The sequence below is a fragment of the Candidatus Methanoperedens sp. BLZ2 genome (genome assembly GCF_002487355.1).
Lineage (GTDB): Archaea > Halobacteriota > Methanosarcinia > Methanosarcinales > Methanoperedenaceae > Methanoperedens.
The window spans coordinates 49,430-74,304 of record NZ_NTMG01000084.1 but is presented as its reverse complement, the minus strand read 5'-3'; the positions used below and the strand labels follow the sequence as shown (position 1 = coordinate 74,304).

The window sequence follows — 24,875 nt, the reverse complement described above, 5'->3', positions numbered from 1 at the left end:
GTTCCCAAAAGGGTCAGGGAACCCACACAGGCCCGGATGATGCTCCGATGGGGATTTGAACCCCAGTCGTCAGAGTGAGAGTCTGACATGATTGGCCGTGCTACACTATCGGAGCAGGAGTACCTCAAGGGAATTATGTGTTAATTAAAGTTTCGTTTGTAGACAGGGAAATTTGAATGCAATCGATATTTATCACAACATAATTAAATATCATGATTAATAAGTATAATGATTAACCATGATAAACTATAAGTACTTTGATATTTATATTAAAGAAAGGTGAAAGCATGAGTGAAGTAGTAAATGTTGTTTCCCGCGGTAATGGGAAGGTAACAAGAAAAAAAGTCAAAGCATCGCCATATGAATTTACAATAGCTACCAGGGCAAAGTGGGAGATGGTAATAGCAGATGAGGATATCCCGATCGGGGCAGGTAAGCTTGAGCGCGTTAAGGTAAAAGAAATAACGGTGCAAAAGGACATGCTTGCGATACCGTGTGCTTTCAGCCATCATCCAATTGTTTCGGTCGTTAAAGTGGCAACAAAAGAAGGGCCTACACCGGTTGAAATGGACCGGACGATAAATGTAGCTTATGTTATGGGGCAGGAATCAGGGGAGATCAAAAAAGGAGATCTATTGTCTGTCCTTAACCTTTATCCCATAATGTTCACGCGGGAAGCAACTAAACCTGTATGCATCGGGTGATATTAATGGAAACCTGCAAGATATGCAAGGGAGACCAGGATTCAAAAAATTACAAGGGCTATAATATCTGTACTGAATGCTCAGATCTCATGGAAGACCTCATGGGTGAATATTTCCTGAGAACAATAAGTGACAGTGGAGAAACAAAAAAAGGGTACCTGAAATACCTGGAGAATGGAAAAGAATTCATAAGCAATTACCAGAAAATAAGACAGCACAGTAAAAGGCATATAAAGCATATGGAAGAACACGTGCAGGAGGAGATAAAAGGAGCAAAAGGAGGAAAGCAAAGATATCTTGAACGACTCCTCCAGACCATCAACTGGCTTGAGCACTGCCCGGAGTTCTATAATTATTATTTCAAGGAATATTATGTATGCCCGGGTTGCGGTGCATCAATATTCGACCATTATGGTAAACAGGAAGTTGGAGACTGGCTCATGATCTCATGCGATAAATGCGATACGGTTATCAAGAAGTATTTTTCGCCAAAATTCGTGAAATAATTAACATTTCCTTTTTTATTTTTGCATTTATAGTCGATAAAATAAATTTATAATCATTAGTCATGATAAAATATATACTATTACCGGAGTTCTTTTCTATTATATATTTTAGAATAAATTACAATTGTTATTAGTTGCAATCATGCTTCAAACAAGCGCCCTCACATCAACATTTTCAAGATGAAAAAATAATCTCATCATCTTTTGCCTGATATGTTATAGAAAGACATATATAGTAATTATATTTATCCTGACTTTAAAGATGTCTCCCTTTTCAATATTGGACGACGGCATTTATGTCTAACGAAAAATTATAGTCCTAATGTGATTGCTCCCAGGGAATCGAATACGTACAATTTCTTTCTTCCTCTCCCCTTCCCCCGGCACTCCCATCCTCTCCCCCGCCTGTTCCATCCATTTTAAGAACAAATAAACACGGCTGAACCATCACAAATGCAATTCTCTGGGCTCATTATTCCATTAACATCCACTATAAAGATACTTAAGCGCAATCTTAAATATCTTGATGCCATTATTACCATTAGTGACAAAAAATGGAAATAGTTACTATAGACAATTCGGGCAGGCTTGTTATTCCTGAATTTATAAGAAAAAAGCTGCATTTAACCAGGAACATACCGCTTCTGATTACTGAATTAGATGACGATAAAATATTGATTAAGAAACTTGACAGGGACGAGATTGAGAAAAGGCTCAGGGAAGAACTTAAAGGATTGGATATTGATAAAATATCGCATGAAGTCAGAACTGAAGTGAATGATCTGGCCAAAAAGAAATATGCTGCAATTCTTGGTTGATGCCAACGTATTTGTGGCAGCTATTAAGAACCCTGAGAAGAAAGCCCGGACTCTTGATCTGATCCTGGAACTTGTATCAAGTGAGGAGATCAGACTTGTAGGAAATGACTTGCTTTTATTGGAATTCAAGAAATATTCTGAAAAATTTCAATCCGACATGGCATTGCACTTGCTTAAACTGTTAAGAGATAAAATGACAATAGTAGAATTAGATGCGGATTATATTAAAAATTGTATTAAATATTTTCCAAAGAATGAGATTGTTGACATCGTTCATGCAGCCACATGCCTTCAAGAAAATTCGATATTGATCACGAACGATAAGCACTTCGATAAAATATCTCAGAATAAGATAATAGAGGTCTGGAGTATAAGTGAGGCTATAGAAAATCTGCTCTAACCTCCCAATATCTGGGCCGTTGTGAGTTCCAGTCGAACCGATATAGAAACAGCCCCAGTTTTCCATGTCGGCAGGGGAATTTAGGCATCGAAAATACGGTGCTGGGTCTGTATGAGTTCCACTGGATATCATATGTGTGATTTATGAGTAGCCATTTGGCACAAACGTAAAAAGGAAATCTATTGTCAGTCCTGAACCTTTATCCCATAATGTTCACGTGTGAAGCTGCAATACCACAAAATTTCAAGTATTTTCTACCCTTAAAACCACTTATCCAGGGTCTTTTGTCCCTCATCCGAGGCTTCGATCAGGCGTTCCACAGCTTTTGAAACGCGAACTTGCGAAAAATCATGGTCATCACAGAGGAACTTCATGATGGCCTCTGGATCCGGTTTTTTCCACTTTATCTCATATTCGGATGTTACAGGAGGATTAAGGAATAAATTTTTTATTTCAGCGAGGTTTTTGATCTCCGTTTTTAATTCAAGAAGTACAGCTTCAATTCCCTTATGTTTTTTTATCAATTTCAAAGCCTTCCTGGGGCCTATTCCTTTTATACCATCATTATAATCTGTTCCCACAAGAAGCGCAATATCCACAAGTTGTTCCCTGGATATACCCAGTGCAGCAAGTCCTTTTTCAAGTTCGATGAGTTCAGGTTTTATTTCCACGAATATACTCTTTCCAGCAAGCTTTCGTTTCCCTGTTACTGCAAGATTTCTTACAACAACAGGCGCACCGAACAGAAGTGCATCATAATCCTGTGAACCTGCGGCATAAGCTTTGCCATCCCTTACAATTGATGAAGCCTGCGCTTCCCCTTCAGACGGCGCCTGGATGACCGGGATACCCATAACCCTGAGTAAAAGTTTTGCATCTTCTACCATGTTCCCCTGGATCCGGGATGATGCCTGGGCATGTTTGAATGCTTCTTTATCTTCTCCCCTTGCTTTTGCCTCATCCCATTTTTCCTGTGCATTTGCCCTTATTTTTTTTCGTTCTTCAATTATTTTATTTTTGAATTCAGGGGGTATGCCATCAAAGACAAATACAGGTTTGATCCCCTCTTCAATGAGGTTTGTTGTCCTGTAAAGGAAACCTGAAAGATGGGATGTTATCTCTCCGTGGGAATCAATAAGTGGTGTACCATCGCGCTGGCGTATTATACTCAGGAACTGATAAAGTGTATTGTAGGCGTCTATGGCTATTACTTTTCCTTTCAGGTCGGAAAACTCTATTTCTTTTCGTTCGAAAATATCACCCAGGTCAACCCCCATGATAGCCCCCCAAAGTTCATCCCATTCTTACATCTATTACTGAATCGTTATCTGCTTCAATACCTTTTACTGTCAGGAGATTACCTTTGCGGTTTATTAATTCAGCTGACGTAACCTTGACCTGATGTTCATCCCTGGATTCTATATTTTTATGGATGATCAGCACTTTTGTTCCTTTTTCGAATTGCTCCAGGAAATTCCCAAGAACATGTTCATAATCAGAATATATTAGTATATCTGATAATCCGGATTCGGTGTTCTTGATAATACCGATGGGTTCGATCTTTAGATTCAAATGGATGACCTCTTGAAATATATCGTTATTCGCATGAACCTGCATATATCTTTTTCGACAATATCATTGTTCTTTGTCTCCCTTTGATTATGTAAATCGCCATCCAATTCAACATTAATAATCGATATACATTATTTAATTTACATGAAATTACCAGAAAATGTTATATACAAAAACAAAGGTGATAAGGGGTTCTGTTGAAATATAAATTAATGAAAAAAAGCTGGGATATAATATTTTAAAAATATATGATTATTTATTTCTTGGATTGGTTGCTTTTTATTTAATTGGGGCAATTTCATCAGTTATCTTAAACAAAAAGGATAGCATTTGTTCGTATTTTTCATTTTTCAGCGCAGCGGCAGGAGCCCTTCTCGGAGTGATTTTTTCCATATCGGTAATTTTTGGCGAAACATTTTACCTGGCACTGTCGCAAGATTCATATCTGGAATTCGGATTTTTTGTAGATAAACTATCAGCCTTTTTTATTCTGGTAATATCAATATCAGTATTTGCAGTATCGATATTTTCAACAGGATATGTTAAAGAATATTTTGGAAAAAAGAACATCGGGCGTCTTGGTTTCCTGTATAATATTTTTATTCTTTCGATGATATTTGTAATTTGCGCAAATAACGCAATCATGTTCTTGATAGTGTGGGAATTAATGTCTGTAATATCTTTTTTCCTTGTAGTTTATGAACATGAGAAACCAGAAACAAGAAAAGCAGGTTTTATCTATATCGTAATGACCCATATCGGAACCGGTTTCATTCTCCTGTCATTCATGATCTTCGCAGGAACATCGGGTAGTTTCAGTTTTGAAACATTCAACTCTGCTGGCCTGACCATGACACCGCTTCTTAAAGACCTTGCATTCATTTTTGCTTTCATCGGTTTTGGAGCAAAAGCAGGTATCGTTCCCCTTCATATATGGCTTCCCTATGCCCACCCTGCGGCGCCAAGTAATGTCTCGGCCCTGATGTCAGGTGTAATGATAAAAACCGCTATTTTCATGATGATCCGGATATCATTTGATTTTCTTGGAGCAAGCGGGTCATGGTGGGGTTACATTGTGCTGGCAGTGGGCACGATATCTGCAATACTTGGCATATTGTATGCGGTCGTGGAACCGGATATAAAAAGGATGCTGGCATTTAGCAGTATTGAAAATATCGGGATCATCCTTATTGGTCTTGGCGCTTCAATGATATTTTTCGCAAGCCAAAAGCCTATAATATCAGCAATAGCAGCGATTGCGGCACTATACCATCTCCTGAACCATTCTGTTTTTAAAGGTTTGCTTTTCATGGGCGCAGGTTCCATAATATATTCAACCCATACAAAAAATATCGAAGAATTAGGAGGCATAATAAAGAAAATGCCACTGAGTGCCATTCTTATTCTTATCGGTGTTCTATCAATTTCTGCGATGCCGCCATTCAGTGGTTTTGTGAGCGAGTGGCTGACTTTCCAATCCCTGCTCCTGAGCTTTAATTTAAATAACAATTTTGCCATTATAATGTTATCTATCAGTGCTGCATTCCTTGCGTTAACCGGAGCACTTGCTGCTTATTGTTTCCTCAAGTTTTTCGGTATGGTTTTCCTTGCTTTGCCCAGAAGTGAACATGCCAGGCATGCAAAAGAGGTAAATATTCCAATGCTTGCCGGAATGGGGCTATTTGCATTATTATCGATATTGCTTGGTATATTGCCAGTGTACGTACTGCCAGTGCTTGACATGATCGCAGCATCTTTTATCGGGACAGGCGCATTCGGCCAATCCATTTCAGTTGGCACATTCTGGATGATATCTATCCCATCCTCGCGGGGAATTTCAATTTCAACGCCTGTTCTTCTTGCAATATTATTAATTCTTATGTTAATTCCCGCCATTATTTTATTGATCAATAGAAGAGCCCAGCCAATCTATGAAACATGGGGATGCGGCCAGCCAATCTCAACTGCGCGGAACGAGTATTCTGCAAATGCTTTCTCAAAACCTGTTCAGATGTGGTTCAAGAGCTTATATCGTCCTGCAAGAGAAACAGAAGCAACTTATTCATCCCCATATCTAAAGGAATCGTTCAGGTTCGAATCAAAAATAGAACAGGTATTTGAACAATATTTATATAATCCGATAGTTGATTTCGTCATGATCAAATCAAGAAAAGCCAGACTGATCCAGACAGGAAGCATTCATGCATATCTTGGTTACATTTTTGGGATATTAACTATCCTTTTCATGTTCATAATAGCGGGAGGAAGCTAAATGATCGCACAAATCATTTTCCAGATATTTATCATCATTGCTCTAGCCCCGCTGCTTAGCGGAATCATGAAAAAAGTAAAAGCATTCTTCCAGATAAGAAAAGGTCCGGGTATATTGCAGCCATATTATGATATACTGAAATTCCTCCAAAAAGATTCCGTTGTTTCAACGAACGTGTCCTGGATATTCCATGCTGCACCCATTGTTTCTTTCGCGGCCGTACTTGCAGCAGGTTTGTTGATACCGATATACATTACACAACTTTCCCTTGGTTTTGCGGGAGACCTGATCGCGGTTATATACTTATTTGCCCTGGCAAGATTTTTTACCGCCCTTGCTTCGCTGGATGCCGGAAGTTCTTTCGGGGGGATGGGAGGAAGCCGTGAGATGTTCATAGCTTCTTTAGTAGAACCTGCATTGATGCTTTCTATTTTTGCAGTTGCGCTAAATGTTGGCTCAACAAATCTGGGTTTCATTTCACAGACCGTATCAGGCCTGGGCTTCGATGCCATGTCACCTTACCAGATACTTGCTTTTGTCGCACTTTTTATTATCGCAATAGCTGAAACCGGGCGCATCCCTGTGGATAACCCGGCTACACATCTTGAACTTACGATGATCCATGAAGCAATGATACTTGAATATTCAGGAAAACAACTGGCAATAGTTGAGCTTGGGGCAATGATAAAGCAATTGCTCATTTTTTCATTGCTTGCAAACATATTTTTCCCATGGGGCATAGCTACAGGAGGCGCAGGTGCAGCAGAATACGTTTTAGCATTGTTAATTTTTGTGATAAAAATAATAATTATTGGAATAACGATGGCAGTTGTTGAAACTTCAACAGCAAAATGGAGATTGTTCAGGTTGCCTGAATTAATGTCAATATCTCTTATGCTTTCATTCCTGGCCATTGTGGCAGTTATTATAGTAAAAGGAGGATAAAAATGGCAGAAGTTGTTTTCGGGTCTAAAATAATGCAATTATTAATAGCATTCATTCTTGTTTCGACTTTTATGATCCTTGGTTCCACAAGGCTATATTCATGTGTCAGGGCTTTTGGTATCCAGTCATTCCTGCTTGCATGCGTTGCTGGCATTGTGGCATATTCCACGGGAAAATATGATATTTATATTGTTGCTCTCCTGACCCTTATAATAAAATCAGCAGTAATACCGTATATTTTTATTTACATTATCAGGGAGATCAAAGTTAAAAGGGAAATAGAACTTTATGTTAATATATCGCCTTCACTTATCATCGGCGGTACCCTTGTTGTGATATCATATTATCTTATAAGATCGATAAGTATCATTTCAGAACTTTCAAGTTTAGCACTTTCAGCATCCATGTCGCTTGTGTCAATAGGGCTTTTCATAATGATAAGTCGAAAAAAAGCCCTGATGCAGATGCTTGGAATACTGATAATGGAAAATGGTCTTTTCCTCGGTGCAATCTCATTGACAAATGGCATGCCTCTTCTGGTTGAACTCGGGATATTCTTTGATGTCCTTATCGGCGTTCTCATTATGGGCATCCTGATATTCAGGATAAACAAAACATTTGAGAGTATAGACACGGATTTGCTCAAAAATCTTATAGGTTGATACCATGATAGAATATCTTCTTCTTGCTCCTGTGTTGACAGGCATATTATGCTTTCTTACAAAATCAAAGAAACAGGTTGAGACTGTAAGTCTTACAGGTTCTATCGCTACCCTTATTCTTGGATTGATCCTGGTAAAAAATGTGTATCAGAACAATGTCATAATTTCGTGGACAAATGCTCTCTTTGCGGATGCATTCAGCGCTTTTATTGTCCTCATCGTTTCAATTGTAGGTTTTGTGGCTTCGATTTATTCCATTGGTTATATGGGACACGAATTCAAACACGGGATAATGGATTTAAGAAAATTGAAAATCTATTATATCCTGTTTCACATATTTATGTTTACCATGCTCCTTGTTGGGGTCACAAATAATCTTGGCCTCTGGATCGCCATTGAGATGACAACTCTTGTTTCAGCCCTTCTCATGATACTTCACACCAAAAAATCCTCGGTTGAGGCTGCCTGGAAATATATGATCATATGCACTGTAGGAATTACATTCGCCCTGTTCGGAACCATACTTACCTACTATGGAGCTGTAAAAATACTGGGAGAATCAGGAGATGCGCTTAACTGGACATCTCTTATCGCTGTGGCAGACCAGTTTGACCCGACCATAATGAAGCTTGCATTCATTTTTATTCTCATAGGGTATGGGACAAAAGCAGGTCTTGCTCCCATGCATACGTGGCTTCCGGATGCGCACAGCGAGGCTCCAACACCTGTGAGCGCGCTGCTTTCAGGAGTTCTCCTGAATTGCGCCATGTATGGGATTATCAGATTCTATACAATAGCAACAAAGTCAACAGGGCCTGCTTTTACAAGCAATCTTCTCATCATATTCGGGCTTCTTTCCATTGGTATAGCAGTGCCATTCATAATTCTACAGGAAGACTACAAACGGATGCTTGCATACAGCAGCGTTGAGCATATGGGAATAATAGCCCTCGGGATAGGATTCGGAGGGGCCCTGGGTATTTTTGGTGCGATACTTCATATGTTCAATCATGCCATGACAAAATCACTGATGTTCTTCGGCGCGGGAAACATACTTCTAAAGCATGAAACAAAAGAGATAGACAAGGTGAGCGGAATAATGAAATCCATGCCCGCAACCGGAACAATGCTGCTAATAGGAGGGCTTGCGATCACAGGGTCGCCGCCTTTTGGTATATTCATTAGCGAATTTACAATACTTTCAGCAGGTTTTTTTCAGGGAAATATCATTTCTTCTGTCTTATTTCTGCTCTTTATAATTATGATATTCGCAGGTTTTTTCTATAACTTGAGTAAAATGATCTTCGGAACTCCAAAACCCGGGATCGTGCCCGGGGAAGTGAGCAGGTGGACTCTCGGGGCAATGGTGATCGTTGCAGTATTTGTAATTGTGCTGGGAGTCTATATCCCCTCTTTTTTTTATGATATGATCATGAAAGTCGTGGCTGTCATAAGGGTGATTTAATGAATTCCATAGAATCCATCAAAAAAGAATTTAATACTAATGTTCTTGAAGTTTCCACATCACATAATGAAACATATCTCACTGTAAAAAAAGAATTAATAGTAAAAATGTGTGACTATATTTATCACCATCTGAATCTGCCAATTGTTTGTATTTTTGCCACGGATGAACGCAAAATTGACGGCTCTTTTAAAATTCATTATGTTTTCTCAGAAGTCAAGGATGATGCATTTATAATTTTAAGAATAAGTATCGATGAAGAAAATCCGAAATATCCTTCCATCACTAATAAGATCGCATCTGCAAACTGGTACGAACGGGAGATACAGGACATGTTCGGCCTGGTACCACAGGGGCATCCTGATCCAAGAAGGCTTATGAATTTTGAGGACTGGCCTGCCGGAGTGCATCCTCTCAGGAAGGATTTTGATATCAAAACAAAACCGCCCAGGGTAGATGGCGAATATATTTATCGCCGTGTAGAGGGTGAAGGCGTATATGAAATACCTGTTGGCCCTGTACATGCGGGTGTGATCGAACCGGGACATTTCAGGTTCAGCGTGGCAGGTGAGCCCATAATCAATCTTGAAATCAGGCATTTCTACACTCATAAAGGGGTTGAGAAACTTTTTGAGAATATCTCGATTGACAAAGCCGTTTTTCTTGCTGAAAGGATCTCAGGCGATAACTCAGTCGCCCATGCAGTGACGTTCTGCCAGGCTATGGAAAAAATAGCCGGGCTAAACATTCCGCCCCGCGCAAACCATATAAGGACAATTCTTCTTGAACTTGAGCGAATATACAATCACATTGCTGATATCGCAGGGATCGCGACAGATGTGGCTTTTTCATTCGGAGCAGCGCACGCCAACAAACTCAAGGAAGATGTATTGCAGTTAAACGAACGTGTCACAGGAAGCAGATTGCTCCGGGGCATGAACACAATCGGTGGTGTGCGGCGCGATATTGGCGGCAGGAAGGATGAAATCCTCCTTAGCCTTTCGATTATTCAAAGGGATTTCAGGAAATTGATGGAACATCTGAGCTCGACCCCATCCCTGATGGACAGGATCGAAACAACAGGGCGTATCTACAATGATATAGCTAAGGGATTGCATGTAGTAGGGCCGGTCGGACGGGCTTCCGGGATCGACAGGGATATGCGGCGCGGTCATCCATATGCGGCCTACAAGGAATTCAATTTTAAAGTAATTGTTTCAAAAGCAGGTGATGTGCATGCAAGGACTATTGTACGGGCAGATGAAGTATGTGAATCCGTAGGATTGATAGAACAGGCGCTCTGGTCACTTCCTGAAGGTGACCTGAGAGTAAAGGTTGATAAAATCCCGGACGGTCATGCACTCGGGATTTGCGAAGCGCCAAGAGGAGAAACAATTTACTGGATACGAACATCAGGGAACAAGATCGAAAGATGTAAAGTCCGTGATCCGTCCTTTTGCAACTGGCTTTCCATAGAGTATGCAGTGCTTGATAACATCGTACCCGACTTCCCGATCATAAACAAGAGCTTGAGCTTGTCTTATTCAGGCAATGACATGTAGGTGAAAAAAATGCTTGAAATACTCAGGAAAACCATTAAAGCCGGCTGTCAAACGACGAAATATCCTGCTATACCTGATATTGCACCCCAGGGTTTTCGCGGAAAACCTGAAATCTCAGATAAATGCACTTTTTGCGGGGATTGCATTAAAGTCTGTCCGCCGGGTGTTATATGGTTCACGGAAAAAAGCGGTGAAAAGACTCTTTCATTATCTTATTGCGGCTGCATATTCTGTGGAAGATGTGAAGAGGCATGCGGATATGGCGCAATCAAACTCACGCAGGAATATGAACTCGCATCAAAGACAAAAGAAGACCTTGTTACCAGTATCCGGAGTAAGTTATGACGGTTGAAGATGAAATTGAGATAATGGGGCAGCGCCTGAATGATAAAATCAGGAATATATTCGGGCGATCACTGCATATTCGTGAAGTTGATGCAGGCTCATGCAACGCATGCGAGGTTGAGGTGAATGCGCTTTCAAATCCGATATACGATATTGAACGATTCGGTCTTCATATTGTGGCTTCACCGCGCCATGCTGATATGCTTCTTGTCACGGGCCCTGTTACGCGAAACATGGAACTTGCGCTTCTTAAAACTTATAATGCAACGCCGTCACCAAAACTTGTCGCTGCAATGGGTTCGTGCGCCTGCAATGGCGGGATTTTTGGCGATACTTACGCAAGCTGTGGTGGAGTTGACAAAATTATTCCCGTGGATGTGTATATTCCGGGATGTCCTCCAAGACCGCAGGCTGTGATTTTCGGACTTATGGTTGCGCTTGATAAACTCGAGCAGAAAATAAGAAAGAAAGAGGTTTGATAATGACGAAATATGAGATACTTCTTGCGACCGATGGCAGCGAATATGGAAGAAAAGCAGAGATCGCAGCTATGAAGATCACAAAATCATATAATATCAAAATGGCAGCTATTTATGTGGCTGTAGCAAAGAAGGATTCAGAGAGAGAGGAACTTGTATCACATGGCGAGGAAGTACTGGGCAGGGTCGTGGATATGGGAGCGGATATGGGCATAGATGTCCATAAAATACTTGTTGGGGTCAGCATGCAGAGAATCCCAAAGATGGGAGCCCGTGCAGAGATCATCGCGCATGCGATACTTGAAGCTGCTGAAAAATATAACGTTCATACGATCGTCATGGGGGGTGAGGGTGAGACCGAAATAAACCCGGAGCTTGGAAGCGTGGCGCAGGCTGTGGTAAAGAAAGCTAAGTGTACGGTACTCGTGGCAAGATGAAAGATGGAAAAAACGGATACAAGCCCGGGCAGGACCCTATTCCATAGTTAGTCCGTAGACAGCTTCACCCGTCTTTGGATTTCTATATCATTCACGACTTACGGCGCTCCCGTGGCCGGATATGATTACCCGGATTGCTCTCCAAAATAAATATTGTAATTATTATTACTTATTATTTTCGGTAACCCGGTTTGTTAACTGATCTTTATCCAATCGGGAGTTCTTTCCCAGTATCCTTAATGCCAGATAAGCCGCATTCTCACCATTATCTATTCCCACGCAAGCAACAGGTACTCCTTTTGGCATCTGGACAATCGATAAAAGCGCATCAAGCCCGCCAAGTTTTGAACTTACAGGAACGCCTATTACAGGTTTCTTTGTCCTTGATGCGACCACCCCGGGAAGAGCCGCAGATAATCCTGCAATTGCAATGAACACCTGCGCATCACTTTTTTGTATGTAATCCTCAAGCTCTACCGGATTCCTGTGAGCCGATAGAACCTGGATATCATAATCGATCCCTGCATTATCCAGTACTTTTATTGTTCTTTCGGCGATCTGCCTGTCTGAATCCGATCCTATCAAAATAGCAATAGTAACCATATCTATTAATGGTTGATTAATACTTAAAATCCTTTTGAGAATAAGCTTTTAGAGAGGTGAGGAGGATGACCAATCCCGTCTCCTTTATGTCATCTTACTTTGGTTGATCATCATTATGGGGTTTAACGTGTCTTGTAAACATTGAAAGCCACATTGAATACTTTCCATAAACCATAACTGCGCTATTCGGGTAAGCAGCTTCATTTAAATAAGAGGAATCTTGCTCCAGTTCGGCAGTATCCTGGAAATTCAACATCATAGCCCCATTTTTTTCAAAACCAAGTGAAATGTTGATATTTCTCATTTCGTTTGCCTGAATCTGGATAGATGTGATATATTTTGGGACTTCTTTCATGTTACTCTTCCTTTGCGCATTTTAAATAAAAATAAACAGCTTTTGAAATCGCTTCCTTTACTGAGGATTCACCTGTTTTTGCTTTCAGTGCAATCACATCCTCCTGTGGAAGTACTGATTGAACGTGAACATATTTCATTCCTTAATTCCTCCAAATGATACTAAATATATTATAATCATAATTATGATACTAATGATGTATAAAGCTTTCTATGGACAATTTTCGATTTAGTATTAGCATATCAAAAACTTAATAAGTAAAGCAAGGTATTCATCTGCAAAATTGAGCTGGCAGAGGGTATTATCGAATGATTGGACGATTCAAATATGATAATGAAGTGTTGGAGGGACTTGTCAGGGAAGAGCGTGTTATAGTTCAAAGAGGCCTTTATTGTGATACTTTTGTTCTGGCAGAGCTGGAGATATTGCCGCCAACAATCCCGAGCAAAATAATCTGCGTGGGATTAAACTACATGGATCATGCCCGGGAACTGGATATGGCGATACCGAAAAAACCTTTGATTTTTCTTAAACCCCCATCTTCAGTCATTGGACATCTTGGAAAAATTGTCTATCCTGGCATGGCAAAACGAGTTGACTATGAAGCTGAACTTGCTATTGTGATTGGTAAGCGCTGTAAAAATGTTCCATCCAGGGATGCAAGCAGTGTGATCATGGGATACACGTGCTTCAATGATGTAACTGCCAGGGATATCCAGAAAGAAGATGGACAATGGACACGGGCAAAAAGTTTTGACACTTTTGCACCTTATGGCCCATTTATAATAGATTCAGGACTGGATGTTAGTGACCTCTGTATCAGGACAAGGGTTAATGGTAAAGTACGACAGGATTCAAGAACTTCCAATCTCATTTTTGGTGTGCCTGAATTAATAGAGTTCATTTCCAGCATCATGACTCTGGAGGCCGGGGATGTCATAGCGACAGGTACGCCGCCTGGTGTTGGTGAATTATCGGCCGGGGATGAAGTTGAAGTTGAAATAGAGGGCATCGGGATATTGAAAAATAGTGTTGTTAGTGATAAGCAAATAAAACAATAAAATATTGGATAATGAAAAATAAAATCTGTCAATTGTATCCTCTCGTTTTATTAAGAATGAAATCAATAAAAGCATTAAATAATCAACGAAAAGGTGAATGAAGAATGTCGGATGTATATGATAATGTATGGGAAACCCGAAAGCGTAAGCCTCCTGCAAGAGAAGAGAAAAAACTCCAGGAGGTAAAACCACCATCCACAGACCGGGATAGGTTAAATGATACAATTGAGAGAAGGAAAAAAAATGTGTACGGGATGAAATAAGGTAAATTCATATCGAACTCATATTAAATCGGGCAGATATATAAATTAAATTCATTTTTTAATGTGAACTTTTTTTATTTAAATAGGGAGGTATTCATATAGTAGAGGTTTCAATCGTTCTTCCTGCCTATAATGAAGCGAAACGAATTGAAGAAACTGTTGAACGAACAGCGGCAGCTCTTCGTGAAATTGCCTCATCTTTTGAAATAATAATTGCTGAGGATGGCAGCATTGACGGCACAGATAAAATATGTGAATCTCTCGCAAGAAAATATAATTTTGTGATGCATCTGCATTCAGAAAAACGCCAGGGAAGGGGACGAGCCCTGAACAGGGCATTCAAAGAATCAAAAGGAGAAATCCTCGGATACATAGATGTAGACCTTGCAACTGATATGAATCATCTAAAAGAGTTGATCCAATCCATCCGTGATGGGTATGATTTTGCCACAGGTTCACGGATGCTTCCGGAAAGCAATGTCAAGCGGCCTTTAAAAAGAGGATTTGCAAGCAAAGGTTTCAATTACCTGACACGGCTTATGCTTGGTTCGAAACTCTATGATCACCAGTGCGGTTTCAAATCCTTCAGGCGCGAAACAATGTTTGCGCTAATGGATGAGATCAAAGATACCCACTGGTTCTGGGATACTGAATTATTTGTGAGGGCACAGCGCGCTGGATACAGGGTAAAGGAATTTCCGGTTGTCTGGAAGCATGGCGGCACAACCAAAGTCAATCTCGTAAAAGATGTATTCGGAATGGGATCCCAGATATTCAGGTTATGGTATGAATTCTTATGGGATTGAACCTGTTTGATATTGCGGTCTGGTGGCTTGTCTTAGAGGTCATAGGATTTTTAACCCTTCCGATTTCTTATTATTTGTGCCGGAATTTAAAAGATTCCGGCTATTCCATTTCAAAGCCATTTGGATTACTGCTTCTTACATATATTAGCTGGATCATTTCTATTGCTGTCGGTTATTCTTATATTTCCATAATGCTTTCATTGGTGGTAATAGCAGCATTTTCGTTCTTGATATATATCAAAAAAGGCTCTATACATTTTGAAAAAAAATATATCATTAAATTTGAAATAATATTTTTACTTGCTTTTTTGATATTTGCATTGATACGCGCTTACAGTCCCGACATTTACTGGACAGGTGGCGAGAAGTTCATGGACATGACTTTCATTAACAGCATGCTTCGAACCACTGGATTTCCTCCTCCTGACCCGTGGATGTCAGGTACTGTGACATATTATTATTATTTCGGCTACCTTATAGTTTCGAATTTAATAAATATTACAGGCATATTGCCATCAATAGCCTTTAACCTCGCTACAGCTTCTTTTTTTGCTCTATCTTTCTCGACCGCTTTCGGTATCGGGTTCAATATTACTGGGAGAATGAAGTATGGGATTCTTACTGCCTTTTTCGTTACGATTGCGGGAAATCTTGTGGGTTTTTTCCAGTTGGCGGATATTTTCAGAAAAGAAAATGCGCTCAACAACATGCTTTCGTTTAATTACTGGCCAAGTTCGCGCGTTATCCCTTATACTATTAATGAATTTCCATATTTTAGCTTCCTTCAAGGTGATTTACATCCACACATGATATCAATTACCTTCCAGCTTCTTGTAATTCTCCTTCTGCTGAATATAATGAAATCCAATTCCACTGATTGGCGTTCAATCCTGGTTGTGGGGCTGTCCATAGGTTTTTTGTATCCACTGAATACGTGGGATTATCCTGTGTATCTGGTTCTGGCGATTATGGTGATCTGCTGCAATCAAATATTTAATTATCAAATTAATAATCCCTCCAATCAGATAAAAATGAAATTTTATCTAACCTCATTTGCATCAATAGCAGCAATGGCCGCTGCAAGTTATCTATTGTATCTACCGTATCATCTTTCGTATAAGATAGATAAGACTATTTCGTTAGTCTCTTCCGGAAGGACATCTTTGATCTTTTATATGGCTACCTATGGACTATTCCTGTTCCTTATTTATGCTTTTGTCCTGAGAAACACCTGGAATTTTAATAAGAATATACTCAAGCTATCATTGATCTTGCCGGGAATAGCTGCATTAATAACGCTATTTGAGGCAAGGCAATTCATTTTTAATATTGCGACAAATCCAAAAACCAATGAATATGAACTTTTAATCTTACTGATACCCCTTCTTGTTCTGTCGTTACTCTCCATTTTGAAAGAGAAGGATAAGACTAATGTTTTTATTTTGTTATTAATCATAACTGGCGTATTCATATCTCTTTTCTGTGAATTTTTTTATATTCAGGATGCGCTCGGAAGCGCAGATCCGATTTATATTCGTCTGAACACTGTTTTTAAAATGTATCTCCAGAACTGGATATTCTGGGGTATTTGCGCCGGTTATATCGTATTCCATCTGCGTGATTTTTTTAATTCAAAAAAAGCATGGGGGATCGCAGCTGTCGCCCTCATCCTGCTGGTTTCCATATATCCTGTTTTTGCTACAATCGGAAAATCCGGCAGTTTCAGGGGTGTTCCTGAACTTGACGGCATGGAGTATGTTAAAAAAGAGCATCCACACGACTACCAGGCGATATTATGGTTCGGGAATATCACAGGGCAGCCCGTTATCCTGCAGGCGCCGGGTGAATTATACGAATGGAATACTGCCATAACAACCTTTACAGGACTTCCAACAGTAATAGGATGGGCCGGGCATGAACTTAACTGGAGATTCCCGAAAAGGAGCGAGATAGACATGCGCTGGTCAGATGTTGGTAAAATATACACATCGAGTGATATTACAGAAGTAAGCGGGCTTTTGAGGAAGTATAACGTTTCGTATGTTTATTTTGGTGAGGCTGAGGCAAAACGATTCAGGAACCCTGGGCTTTTTGAGGAACACCCTGAGTTGTTTGAAAATGTGTTTGAATACGGGGATGTGCGGATTTTCAAATTAAACCGTTAAAGCTTTTTACTAATAAGTTGTGCAAAGTTGAGAAAATAATGAAAGAATGGTATAATCCGCATGAAATAGATGAAAAATGGCAGCGCAAATGGAGTGAAGCCAGGATATTCGAGCCTGAACCTGATGATCGTGAAAAGTTTTTCATTACGATCCCATATCCATATTTGAACGGTAATCTTCATGCAGGGCATACAAGGACATTCACTATTGGCGATGTAATTGCGCGGTATAAACGCATGGTTGGATATAATGTCCTTTTCCCGATGGGTTTTCATGCAACAGGAACGCCAATTGTAGGTCTTGCTGAACAGATAGCAAAAAAAGATCCTGAGACCATGCGTGTATATAATCAGCTCCATCAGATCCCGCTTGAGGTACTGGACACTATCCAGACACCTGAACAGATCGTTGAATTCTTCAGCAAAGAAGATGAAGCTGCTATGAAAATAATAGGATTTTCTATTGACTGGCGAAGAAAATTCACAACAACTGACCCCCATTATAAGAAAATGATAACGTGGCAGTTCAACCTGCTTCGCAGCAAGAACAGGGTCGTAAAAGGGGCGCATCCTGTCAGATGGTGCCCGCATGATGAAAATCCGGTTGAGGACCATGATATCTTAAAAGGCGAGGATGCCACGATCATTGATTATACGCTCATTAAATTCAGGCTTGGGGGTGACATCCTCCCATGCGCCACGCTTCGCCCTGAGACCGTATTCGGGGTAACGAACCTGTGGGTCAATCCGAAAATCCTCCATGTAAAAGCCAGGGTAAATGATGAGACATGGATTGTAAGTAAAGAGGCCTATGATAAACTCAAATTCACAGATAAGAAAGTGGAATTTATCGGGGAGATCGATGGCGAAGAACTGATAGGTAAGAAAGTCACAAATCCTATTACAGGTTCCCTTGTTTTGATACTGCCTGCATCTTTTGTAAGCCCGGAAAATGGCAGCGGTATCGTGATGAGTGTTCCGGCGCATGCGCCATATGATTACCTTGCACTTCGCGATCTAAAAGGTGCTGATCTCTCAAAATACGCAATTACAGAAGATGTCTCCACAATTCCCCTCATTTCGCTCATAAAAGTGCCGGAATACGGAAAATATCCTGCTGTGGATGCGGTTTCTGAATTAAAAGTAAAAGACCAGAATGATCCCAAAGCAGAAGAAGCGACAAAACTCGTTTACAGGCGGGAATTCCATTCGGGCGTTCTTACTGAGACAACCGGGAAATATGCAGGAATGGCAGTCTCAAAAATTAAAGATGTTCTTACCCACGACTTTATTGAACAGGGGATAGCGGATATATTCTATGAGTTCAGCGAACAGCCGGTAATATGCAGGTGCGGCGCCACGTGTGTTATAAAAATGGTAAAAGACCAGTGGTTCCTGAATTATTCAGATCCTTCATGGAAAGAACAGGTTTATGAATGCCTTGGAAATATGCAAATAATACCACCTGAATTACGAGTGGAATTTGGAAATAAGATAGACTGGCTGAAAGATAAAGCATGTGCGCGCCGGAAAGGGCTTGGAACAAGGGTTCCATGGGACCCGGAATGGGTAATAGAATCGTTGGGCGATTCAACCATTTATATGGGATATTATATTGTTGCAAAATACCTTGATGAATTTGAACCCGAACAATTAAAAGCCGAGTTTTTCAATTATTGCTTCCTTGGTGAAGGGACAGCGCAAACTACAGCCTCAATTACAGGGATCGATGAAAGCACGATCAATAGTATAAGGCAGGATTTCCTTTACTGGTACCCGGTTGACCTTCGCTCTTCCGGGAAAGACCTTATCCCGAATCACCTGTTGTTTTTCCTGTTCCATCATGTAGCTATTTTTCCAAAAATCCACTGGCCGCGTGCTATTGCCATCAATGGTTTTGTCTCACTTGAAGGGCAAAAGATGAGTAAATCCAAAGGCCCTATCCTCACATTAAAATCCGCTGTAAAAGAATATGGCGCTGATATCACACGTCTTTATATCCTGAGTACGGCCGAGCATGTCCAGGATGCAGATTGGAGATCTGCTGATATTGAATCCACACGAAAGCAATTTGAAAGATTCTATAAAATGGCATTTGATTGTCCGCCCTGTGACCGGAATGCCGGGAATTACGAATTGAAGTTCATAGATAAATGGATGCTCAGTAAATTACAATACAGGATAAAAGAAACTACTGATGCCCTGAATAAAATGGAGATAAGACGGGCGGTGCAGAATGCTTTTTATCACATGATGAATGACATGAAATGGTATGAACGGCGTGGAGGCGTTGCAGTAAAAGCAGACATCATAGGTGTCTGGATCAGATTAATGGCGCCATTTACACCTCATATCTGTGAAGAAATCCATGAAAGATCCGGAAAGGATTTCATTTCATTGGATAAGTTCCCTGAAGCAAATATTTCATTAATTGACAGGGGCGCAGAACTTGCAGAAGAAATAACGGGTAATACTCTCAGGGATATTGAGGAAATAATAAGGCTCATTAGAATCAAACCAAAAAGAGTAGTTCTATATACTGCAGCTTCCTGGAAGAAAAAGGTCCTGGTAAAAGCTATCATGATGAAAAAAGATAATGTTCTTGATATGAAAACTCTCATGAATGCACTCATGAGCGATCCTTTGATGAGGCCATTTGCAAAAGAGGTCCCGAAATTTGCGCAAAAGATAATAACTGATGTCCAGGGGATGGAAAAAGAAATGATGGACTCCCTGACCGAAGTGGATTTTGATGAAACAAAAGCTCTTTATGAAGCTGTGGATTTCTTAAGCTGCGAGATAGGATGCAATATCGAGATATACAGCGCCGATGAGCCAGGATATGATCCGCAGGGGAAAAGCAAGCATGCAGTTCCGATGAGGCCTGCGATATTCATTGAATAAGTTAAAAGCAAAGTATTGTTATTATAAAATTATATCCCGTCAATGGAAAAAAAGTAAATATCGAAATATATATCCATTCACCATCCACTAACAAATCTAGGGATTTCCCTATCTTTAGGTTTTTTTTGCAGAAATGAACGGTATACAGATACCCATATAATATTGTTAATATTATAATAATAATAATATATTTATGAAAATAACCCTTGGAATAAGAAATCATGAGCCAGGGGATGAGAGTAGAATTCAAAGTTAAGAGTAGATATTTTGTATTATTCAATCCAAGAAGAACTGGGATTGTCCTTACTCCATTTACTCTATCGCCTTCAATATCCCGGACATCGAATAGAACCGAATTAATAAAACATTTAACAAAAATAAAAGAAAAAATAAGCACAGTGGAGGCAAAGGGTTTAGACGAAACTGCTAAAGGAAGAAATGTTCCTACGACTGCCCATGATAATGCAATTGATATGTTCTTTAAGGCAGGAATATCTTTTAACCGAAAATTCGATATCTTTATGCTATATATCAATCCAATACATAAAGGAAAAAGAATTACATAAAGGGCAAGAGTATTTTTTAAAAGGGCCAAAGTGAGAGCAACAATATACGATGCTATTGTTACGTAAATTAATATTTTCCTGTACCTGACAATAAACTCCGCCCTTTCTGGCAAGCTTATTGAATCTTCATTTATATTGGATAATTTATCAATGCTGTATACAGTAAAAGTAAGGAGATAGGATGATAAAAGTAAATAAAAATCGGGTTTAATATTATACATCAGAAAAGTAAAATAAGGTAATAAAATACCGACTAACGCAATCAATATCGAAGATATCGACAAGAATGATACAAAATTAAAAGTTAATAAACTGATTTTTTTTAAAATATTTTTATATTCAGACATAATCTTTTCCTTATTTGGAGGAAAAAGATTTTCCATTAGCTTAAGTTAATTGAATTAATAAGTAAATTTCGAATTTCATAAACGAATCATTTTTGATTTTTTAGCGTAATATTCAAACAAATCATATCCCCAAGCTATTGCATCTTTATCATAGCTAATTAAATCTTGATTCCAGTCGTATATGCCTTGATGATCGTAAAAACCGAGGGAAAGGGCAGAATCAGTACTCATAAATCCGATTTTAATATTTGGTTCGCTGATGTATATTTCAAGTTTTTTGTCCTTAGAATTATAAATTTCATTAACGGTTTCTTTATCTATTCTGCTCATTACTTCCTCTGTTAATACAAGTTTTGTATCAATTTTTTTATTTAAAATCAGTTCTTTAAATGTAGATGGATAATCAGGAGCAAATACGGAAGATATACCTCTAATTTCTTTTCCACTTTTTAGCATTTCGATAAATGTGGAATAAACTTTAAAAATATTAGTGCTGGGAGCTTTTTCAATAAAAGAGTTTTTTAGCTTTCCAATCTTCTCCATCAAATGATCAGGAATTCCACTTATATCGTGATCAAGCCAGAACCTTTCATGCTTTCTCATCACCTCGGCAGCATTACTGAAATCTATAAGCTTCAGGGTTATAATCCTTCCTGTATTTGTGAGCGCATAATTTTTATTTTTCTGTTGAAAGGTCAGGTTATTCTTTTCAAGCTCTTTTAATGCATGCAGGACCGTAGTTGAACTTATATTCAGCCCCTTTCGCAAATCACCCAGCGATTTATCTTGTTCAATCATGCTGATAAGGATATTCCTTCGCAGATCAGAGCAGGCTGTTAGATGGAGTATATCCCTGGTATTCATATATTTATCACCTTACTTCGTTTTTTCAGCTAAATCAACACCTATAGTCTATACTGTAACAATTGAAATATTGCTTAATTGAAGCAATATAATTAATATAATACGTGCTTAAATAGATTGTCAAATTATGTTTTTATTTTATAGCAATATTGCTTAAATTAAGCAATATTGTTTGAATGACAATCTTCTTATATATCTAAATCATACAGTAATATGTCAGATTCGATACGTACATAATGATAATGTATTAATTGTAATCTGTATGATTCAAATGTGATAGTTAAAAATAAAGTAATTTTAACATAATATGACAACAATAGAAATGCTTGAAAAGGTACTGAAAAATATCAATAATATCGGGGGTGTTGAAGAATCGGCTGTGGCAAGCAGGGATGGTTTGCTGATCTGTTCGACTATAAGTAAAAAGCAGCATGCTGAGACCTTTGTGGCCATGTCAGCTACAATGATAGGAGCGGCGGAAACAGCAACAACAGAGCTTGGAAAAGGCATTCCTGAGAGAATAATTGTTGAATCGAATAGCGGGAGAATAATCGGAACAGGTGCTGGACCAAAAGCATTGCTTCTGGTCATGACAAAACCAGATGCAAGTCTTGGATTGGTCCTAATTGAAATGGCAAAAGCATCTGAGCAGATAAGAAATATTATTGGATAATGTTTCTTTCATGTGGCTAAATAGAAAAGATAGAGAAAAGTTGTTATAGTCTCAAATCATAAAATGAGCATGTCATGAAGCAGGTCATAACAGGAGTAAATGGTCTTGATAAAGTACTTAAAGGAGGTTTCCTTAGACCCTCAATTGTATTGATAGCAGGTACTGCCGGGACTGGAAAAACAACACTGGTAATGCAATCAATTTTTAACTCTGCAAAAAATGAGGAGATCTGTATGTACATAACTGCAATTTCCGAGCCCATTGCCATGATCAACAACTTCATGTCACAATTCTCTTTCTATAATATTTCACTTCTTGCAAAAGGTAATGTTAAGTATGTGCCTATCGGTATCGATATAATTCATAAGGGTTCTGAAGCGATCATTAAGGAAATGGAGCGGAATATTGAAATAATCAAGCCTGACAGGATCGTCATTGACCCTGTGAACGTGTTTGCTTATGGATTGGATAGCGAATCACAGAGGCAGTTTTACTATGATTTTTTTACCAGCATGAAAGGATGGAATTCTCTTGTCCTATTAACCGGGGAATTTACAGGAGAGGAGCTTATCAAGAGTACACTGAGTTATATGGTCGATGGTATAATCCAGATCAGCAATGAGCCATTTTATGAAAAAAACATCAGATACCTGAATGTTCTCAAAATGAGGGGACAGGAAATCCAGGGTGGTAAACATTCGTGTAAAATTAATAAAGATGGATTTATAGTATTTCCCAGAATACATGCAATAGCCAGGAAATCTGTCTTCAATGAACGGATATCAACAGGTGTAAAGGGACTGGATAAAATGACCGGTGGAGGCTTCGTACGTGGTTCTTCAATATTGATCTCCGGCTCAAGTGGAACAGGGAAGACAATACTTGGGATACAATTCATCATAGATGGCCTCTTAAAAAATGAACCTGGTATAATAGTTTCTTTTGAAGAGGACACAGAGCAAATCCGTGAAAATTCTAAAGTGTTCAATTGGAACCTGGAGGAATTTGAAAATAAAAAATTACTGAAAATAATATCTCCTCTTGAATATGATGCATATGAACTGGCACTACAGATCGAAGAGACAATTGACACTATAAAAGCTACACGTTTACTGCTGGATGGGACAGGAAGATTACAGAGAATGTTACCCCAATATGCACAACTGCCTGAATATATGGGGACGGTCAGTAATATCCTAAAAAATAAGAATATAACGGCAGTCTATACAAATGAGACTTCAAACCTGACAGGAGCAACACAGATCACAGGAACGGGCATCTCCCCGTTTCTGGATACAGTTATACTGCTTCGGTACGTAGAGATAAAAAGCGAGATGCGAAAAGCCATATCAGTACTTAAGATGAGGGGAAGCGACCATGATAAAGAGATAAGGGAAATCGTTATCACTAAGAATGGTGCTGAAATCAAATTGCCTTTCAGTGAATACTCAGGTTTATTATCAGGCAACCCTATTAAGATTCCATCTCAGGCTTTTGTGGAAGCGTTTAAGAAATAACCTTATGATTGAAATATCACTTGAGCAAATCATTAAAATTTATTCCTGGATAATTGCCAGTTTTATCATGATTTTTATAGCTGCAATAGCCATGTTTTATCAAAAAAAATTTGGAGTGAAGACTTTTTATTATTTTTATCTTATTCCGATAATTTTCCTTTTTGCTGTAGTCATTAATTTGTATTCATTCAATAAGCTTGAAAGTGAATATGTGGAATTTATCGGGGTATTTATCTCTTTCATTGCTACTTATTACCTTTACAGAATAATGGTGGGAGTAAAATGATAGACTATTTTGAAATTCTTGATATCGTTTCTTTTCTTTTATTCGCTCTTATACTATATTTTCTGAGTGTCATAAGCAAACGATTGGGCAATGTTATGGGATTGAGAAAGTATTATTATATTTATTATCTTGGAATATTTTTCTTATTATTTGCTTCTATCATAAAGATATTATCTGTAGGAATTCAATATACAGATTTTTATGGATATGTCTTTTTTTCAATCGGGCTTACTCTGGGTCTTATCGCATCAATAAGATACTGGGGCTGGTTAATTATAGAATTATTTAGAGGTTAATCG

At 39.0% G+C, this 24,875-nt stretch carries 27 protein-coding genes and 1 tRNA gene; 20 read left to right on the top strand and 8 right to left on the bottom strand.

Annotated elements, in window-relative coordinates:
- Positions 1-40 precede the first annotated feature (40 nt).
- Positions 41-115, bottom strand: a tRNA-Glu gene (locus CL181_RS18650).
- Positions 116-287: 172 nt separating this feature from the next.
- On the opposite strand from CL181_RS18650, the gene CL181_RS18645 reads away from it, so the two are divergent.
- From CL181_RS18645 to CL181_RS18630, 4 genes are all read left to right on the top strand, one after another.
- Positions 288-704, top strand: coding sequence for a DUF22 domain-containing protein (locus CL181_RS18645; protein WP_097300831.1), 417 nt, complete (start codon positions 288-290; stop codon positions 702-704).
- Positions 705-709: 5 nt separating this feature from the next.
- Entirely contained in the window at positions 710-1,210 is a 501-nt protein-coding gene (locus CL181_RS18640) for a hypothetical protein (protein WP_097300830.1), read from the top strand.
- Between the two features lie 554 nt (positions 1,211-1,764).
- Positions 1,765-2,028: an AbrB/MazE/SpoVT family DNA-binding domain-containing protein gene (locus CL181_RS18635; protein WP_097300829.1), complete on the top strand. Its 264-nt coding sequence runs from the start codon at positions 1,765-1,767 to the stop codon at positions 2,026-2,028.
- Positions 1,988-2,428, top strand: coding sequence for a PIN domain-containing protein (locus tag CL181_RS18630; protein WP_217993220.1), 441 nt, complete (start codon positions 1,988-1,990; stop codon positions 2,426-2,428). The genes CL181_RS18635 and CL181_RS18630 overlap by 41 nt, the downstream gene beginning before the upstream one ends.
- Before the next feature lie 260 nt (positions 2,429-2,688).
- On the opposite strand, the gene fen is transcribed toward CL181_RS18630, so the two are convergent.
- Positions 2,689-3,705: a flap endonuclease-1 gene (gene fen, locus CL181_RS18625; protein WP_097300827.1), complete on the bottom strand. Its 1,017-nt coding sequence runs from the start codon at positions 3,703-3,705 to the stop codon at positions 2,689-2,691.
- Between the two features lie 16 nt (positions 3,706-3,721).
- Positions 3,722-4,000, bottom strand: coding sequence for a hypothetical protein (locus tag CL181_RS18620; RefSeq protein ID WP_097300832.1), 279 nt, complete (start codon positions 3,998-4,000; stop codon positions 3,722-3,724).
- Between the two features lie 268 nt (positions 4,001-4,268).
- On the opposite strand from CL181_RS18620, the gene hyfB reads away from it, so the two are divergent.
- The 8 genes from hyfB to CL181_RS18585 are packed head-to-tail and all read left to right on the top strand — an operon-like array spanning position 4,269 to position 12,167.
- Entirely contained in the window at positions 4,269-6,272 is a 2,004-nt protein-coding gene (gene hyfB / locus CL181_RS18615; protein WP_176505332.1) for a hydrogenase 4 subunit B, read from the top strand.
- On the top strand, positions 6,273-7,217 hold the full coding sequence (locus CL181_RS18610; protein WP_097300825.1) for a respiratory chain complex I subunit 1 family protein: 945 nt from the start codon (positions 6,273-6,275) through the stop codon (positions 7,215-7,217).
- Between the two features lie 2 nt (positions 7,218-7,219).
- Entirely contained in the window at positions 7,220-7,879 is a 660-nt protein-coding gene (locus CL181_RS18605; protein ID WP_097300824.1) for a hydrogenase, read from the top strand.
- A gap of 4 nt (positions 7,880-7,883) precedes the next feature.
- The gene (locus CL181_RS18600; protein WP_097300823.1) at positions 7,884-9,344 is read left to right on the top strand and encodes a hydrogenase 4 subunit F; all 1,461 of its coding nucleotides are present in this window, start codon (positions 7,884-7,886) and stop codon (positions 9,342-9,344) included.
- The gene (locus CL181_RS18595; RefSeq protein WP_097300822.1) at positions 9,344-10,906 is read left to right on the top strand and encodes an NADH-quinone oxidoreductase subunit C; all 1,563 of its coding nucleotides are present in this window, start codon (positions 9,344-9,346) and stop codon (positions 10,904-10,906) included. Before CL181_RS18600 ends, CL181_RS18595 begins: the two co-directional genes overlap by 1 nt.
- A 9-nt stretch (positions 10,907-10,915) precedes the next feature.
- Positions 10,916-11,251: a 4Fe-4S dicluster domain-containing protein gene (locus CL181_RS20700; protein WP_176505331.1), complete on the top strand. Its 336-nt coding sequence runs from the start codon at positions 10,916-10,918 to the stop codon at positions 11,249-11,251.
- Positions 11,248-11,730: an NADH-quinone oxidoreductase subunit B family protein gene (locus tag CL181_RS20695; protein WP_176505330.1), complete on the top strand. Its 483-nt coding sequence runs from the start codon at positions 11,248-11,250 to the stop codon at positions 11,728-11,730. Before CL181_RS20700 ends, CL181_RS20695 begins: the two co-directional genes overlap by 4 nt.
- A 2-nt stretch (positions 11,731-11,732) precedes the next feature.
- On the top strand, positions 11,733-12,167 hold the full coding sequence (locus CL181_RS18585) for a universal stress protein (RefSeq protein WP_097300821.1): 435 nt from the start codon (positions 11,733-11,735) through the stop codon (positions 12,165-12,167).
- Between the two features lie 165 nt (positions 12,168-12,332).
- Here CL181_RS18585 and purE read toward each other — a convergent pair whose 3' ends face one another.
- The 3 genes from purE to CL181_RS20690 all read right to left on the bottom strand — a co-directional run bounded on the left by purE (position 12,333) and on the right by CL181_RS20690 (position 13,264).
- The gene (purE, locus tag CL181_RS18580; RefSeq protein ID WP_097300820.1) at positions 12,333-12,770 is read right to left on the bottom strand and encodes a 5-(carboxyamino)imidazole ribonucleotide mutase; all 438 of its coding nucleotides are present in this window, start codon (positions 12,768-12,770) and stop codon (positions 12,333-12,335) included.
- Positions 12,771-12,864: 94 nt separating this feature from the next.
- Positions 12,865-13,125 (bottom strand): hypothetical protein, encoded by a 261-nt coding sequence (locus CL181_RS18575; RefSeq protein ID WP_097300819.1) that lies wholly within the window; start codon positions 13,123-13,125, stop codon positions 12,865-12,867.
- Position 13,126: 1 nt separating this feature from the next.
- Positions 13,127-13,264, bottom strand: a complete 138-nt coding sequence (locus CL181_RS20690; protein WP_176505329.1) for a DUF5371 family protein — start codon at positions 13,262-13,264, stop codon at positions 13,127-13,129.
- Positions 13,265-13,433: 169 nt separating this feature from the next.
- Between CL181_RS20690 and CL181_RS18570 the strand changes: the two genes are divergently transcribed.
- From CL181_RS18570 to leuS, 5 genes are all read left to right on the top strand, one after another.
- On the top strand, positions 13,434-14,186 hold the full coding sequence (locus CL181_RS18570) for a fumarylacetoacetate hydrolase family protein (protein ID WP_097300818.1): 753 nt from the start codon (positions 13,434-13,436) through the stop codon (positions 14,184-14,186).
- A 104-nt stretch (positions 14,187-14,290) separates the two neighbouring features.
- Positions 14,291-14,449: a hypothetical protein gene (locus CL181_RS20685; RefSeq protein WP_176505328.1), complete on the top strand. Its 159-nt coding sequence runs from the start codon at positions 14,291-14,293 to the stop codon at positions 14,447-14,449.
- Between the two features lie 92 nt (positions 14,450-14,541).
- On the top strand, positions 14,542-15,255 hold the full coding sequence (locus CL181_RS18565) for a dolichyl-phosphate beta-glucosyltransferase (RefSeq protein ID WP_320410194.1): 714 nt from the start codon (positions 14,542-14,544) through the stop codon (positions 15,253-15,255).
- Positions 15,246-17,420, top strand: coding sequence for a DUF2298 domain-containing protein (locus CL181_RS18560; protein WP_097300816.1), 2,175 nt, complete (start codon positions 15,246-15,248; stop codon positions 17,418-17,420). Before CL181_RS18565 ends, CL181_RS18560 begins: the two co-directional genes overlap by 10 nt.
- A 38-nt stretch (positions 17,421-17,458) precedes the next feature.
- Entirely contained in the window at positions 17,459-20,323 is a 2,865-nt protein-coding gene (leuS, locus tag CL181_RS18555; RefSeq protein WP_097300815.1) for a leucine--tRNA ligase, read from the top strand.
- Between the two features lies 1 nt (position 20,324).
- Here the strand turns inward: leuS and CL181_RS21610 are convergent, their stop codons facing one another.
- Together CL181_RS21610 and CL181_RS18545 are read right to left on the bottom strand one after the other, a co-directional pair.
- Entirely contained in the window at positions 20,325-21,110 is a 786-nt protein-coding gene (locus CL181_RS21610) for a UbiA family prenyltransferase (protein ID WP_369332923.1), read from the bottom strand.
- A 201-nt stretch (positions 21,111-21,311) separates the two neighbouring features.
- Positions 21,312-22,100, bottom strand: a complete 789-nt coding sequence (locus CL181_RS18545; RefSeq protein WP_097300813.1) for a winged helix-turn-helix domain-containing protein — start codon at positions 22,098-22,100, stop codon at positions 21,312-21,314.
- 307 nt (positions 22,101-22,407) lie between these two features.
- On the opposite strand from CL181_RS18545, the gene CL181_RS18540 reads away from it, so the two are divergent.
- The 3 genes from CL181_RS18540 to CL181_RS18525 all read left to right on the top strand — a co-directional run bounded on the left by CL181_RS18540 (position 22,408) and on the right by CL181_RS18525 (position 24,872).
- Complete coding sequence (locus tag CL181_RS18540) at positions 22,408-22,773, top strand: roadblock/LC7 domain-containing protein (RefSeq protein ID WP_097300812.1); 366 nt, start codon at positions 22,408-22,410, stop codon at positions 22,771-22,773.
- A 74-nt stretch (positions 22,774-22,847) separates the two neighbouring features.
- Entirely contained in the window at positions 22,848-24,290 is a 1,443-nt protein-coding gene (locus CL181_RS18535; RefSeq protein WP_097300811.1) for an ATPase domain-containing protein, read from the top strand.
- A gap of 282 nt (positions 24,291-24,572) precedes the next feature.
- Positions 24,573-24,872 carry a hypothetical protein gene (locus CL181_RS18525; protein WP_097300809.1) on the top strand — a complete coding sequence of 100 codons (300 nt, stop codon included), beginning with the start codon at positions 24,573-24,575 and terminating at the stop codon, positions 24,870-24,872.
- Positions 24,873-24,875: the final 3 nt, after the last annotated feature.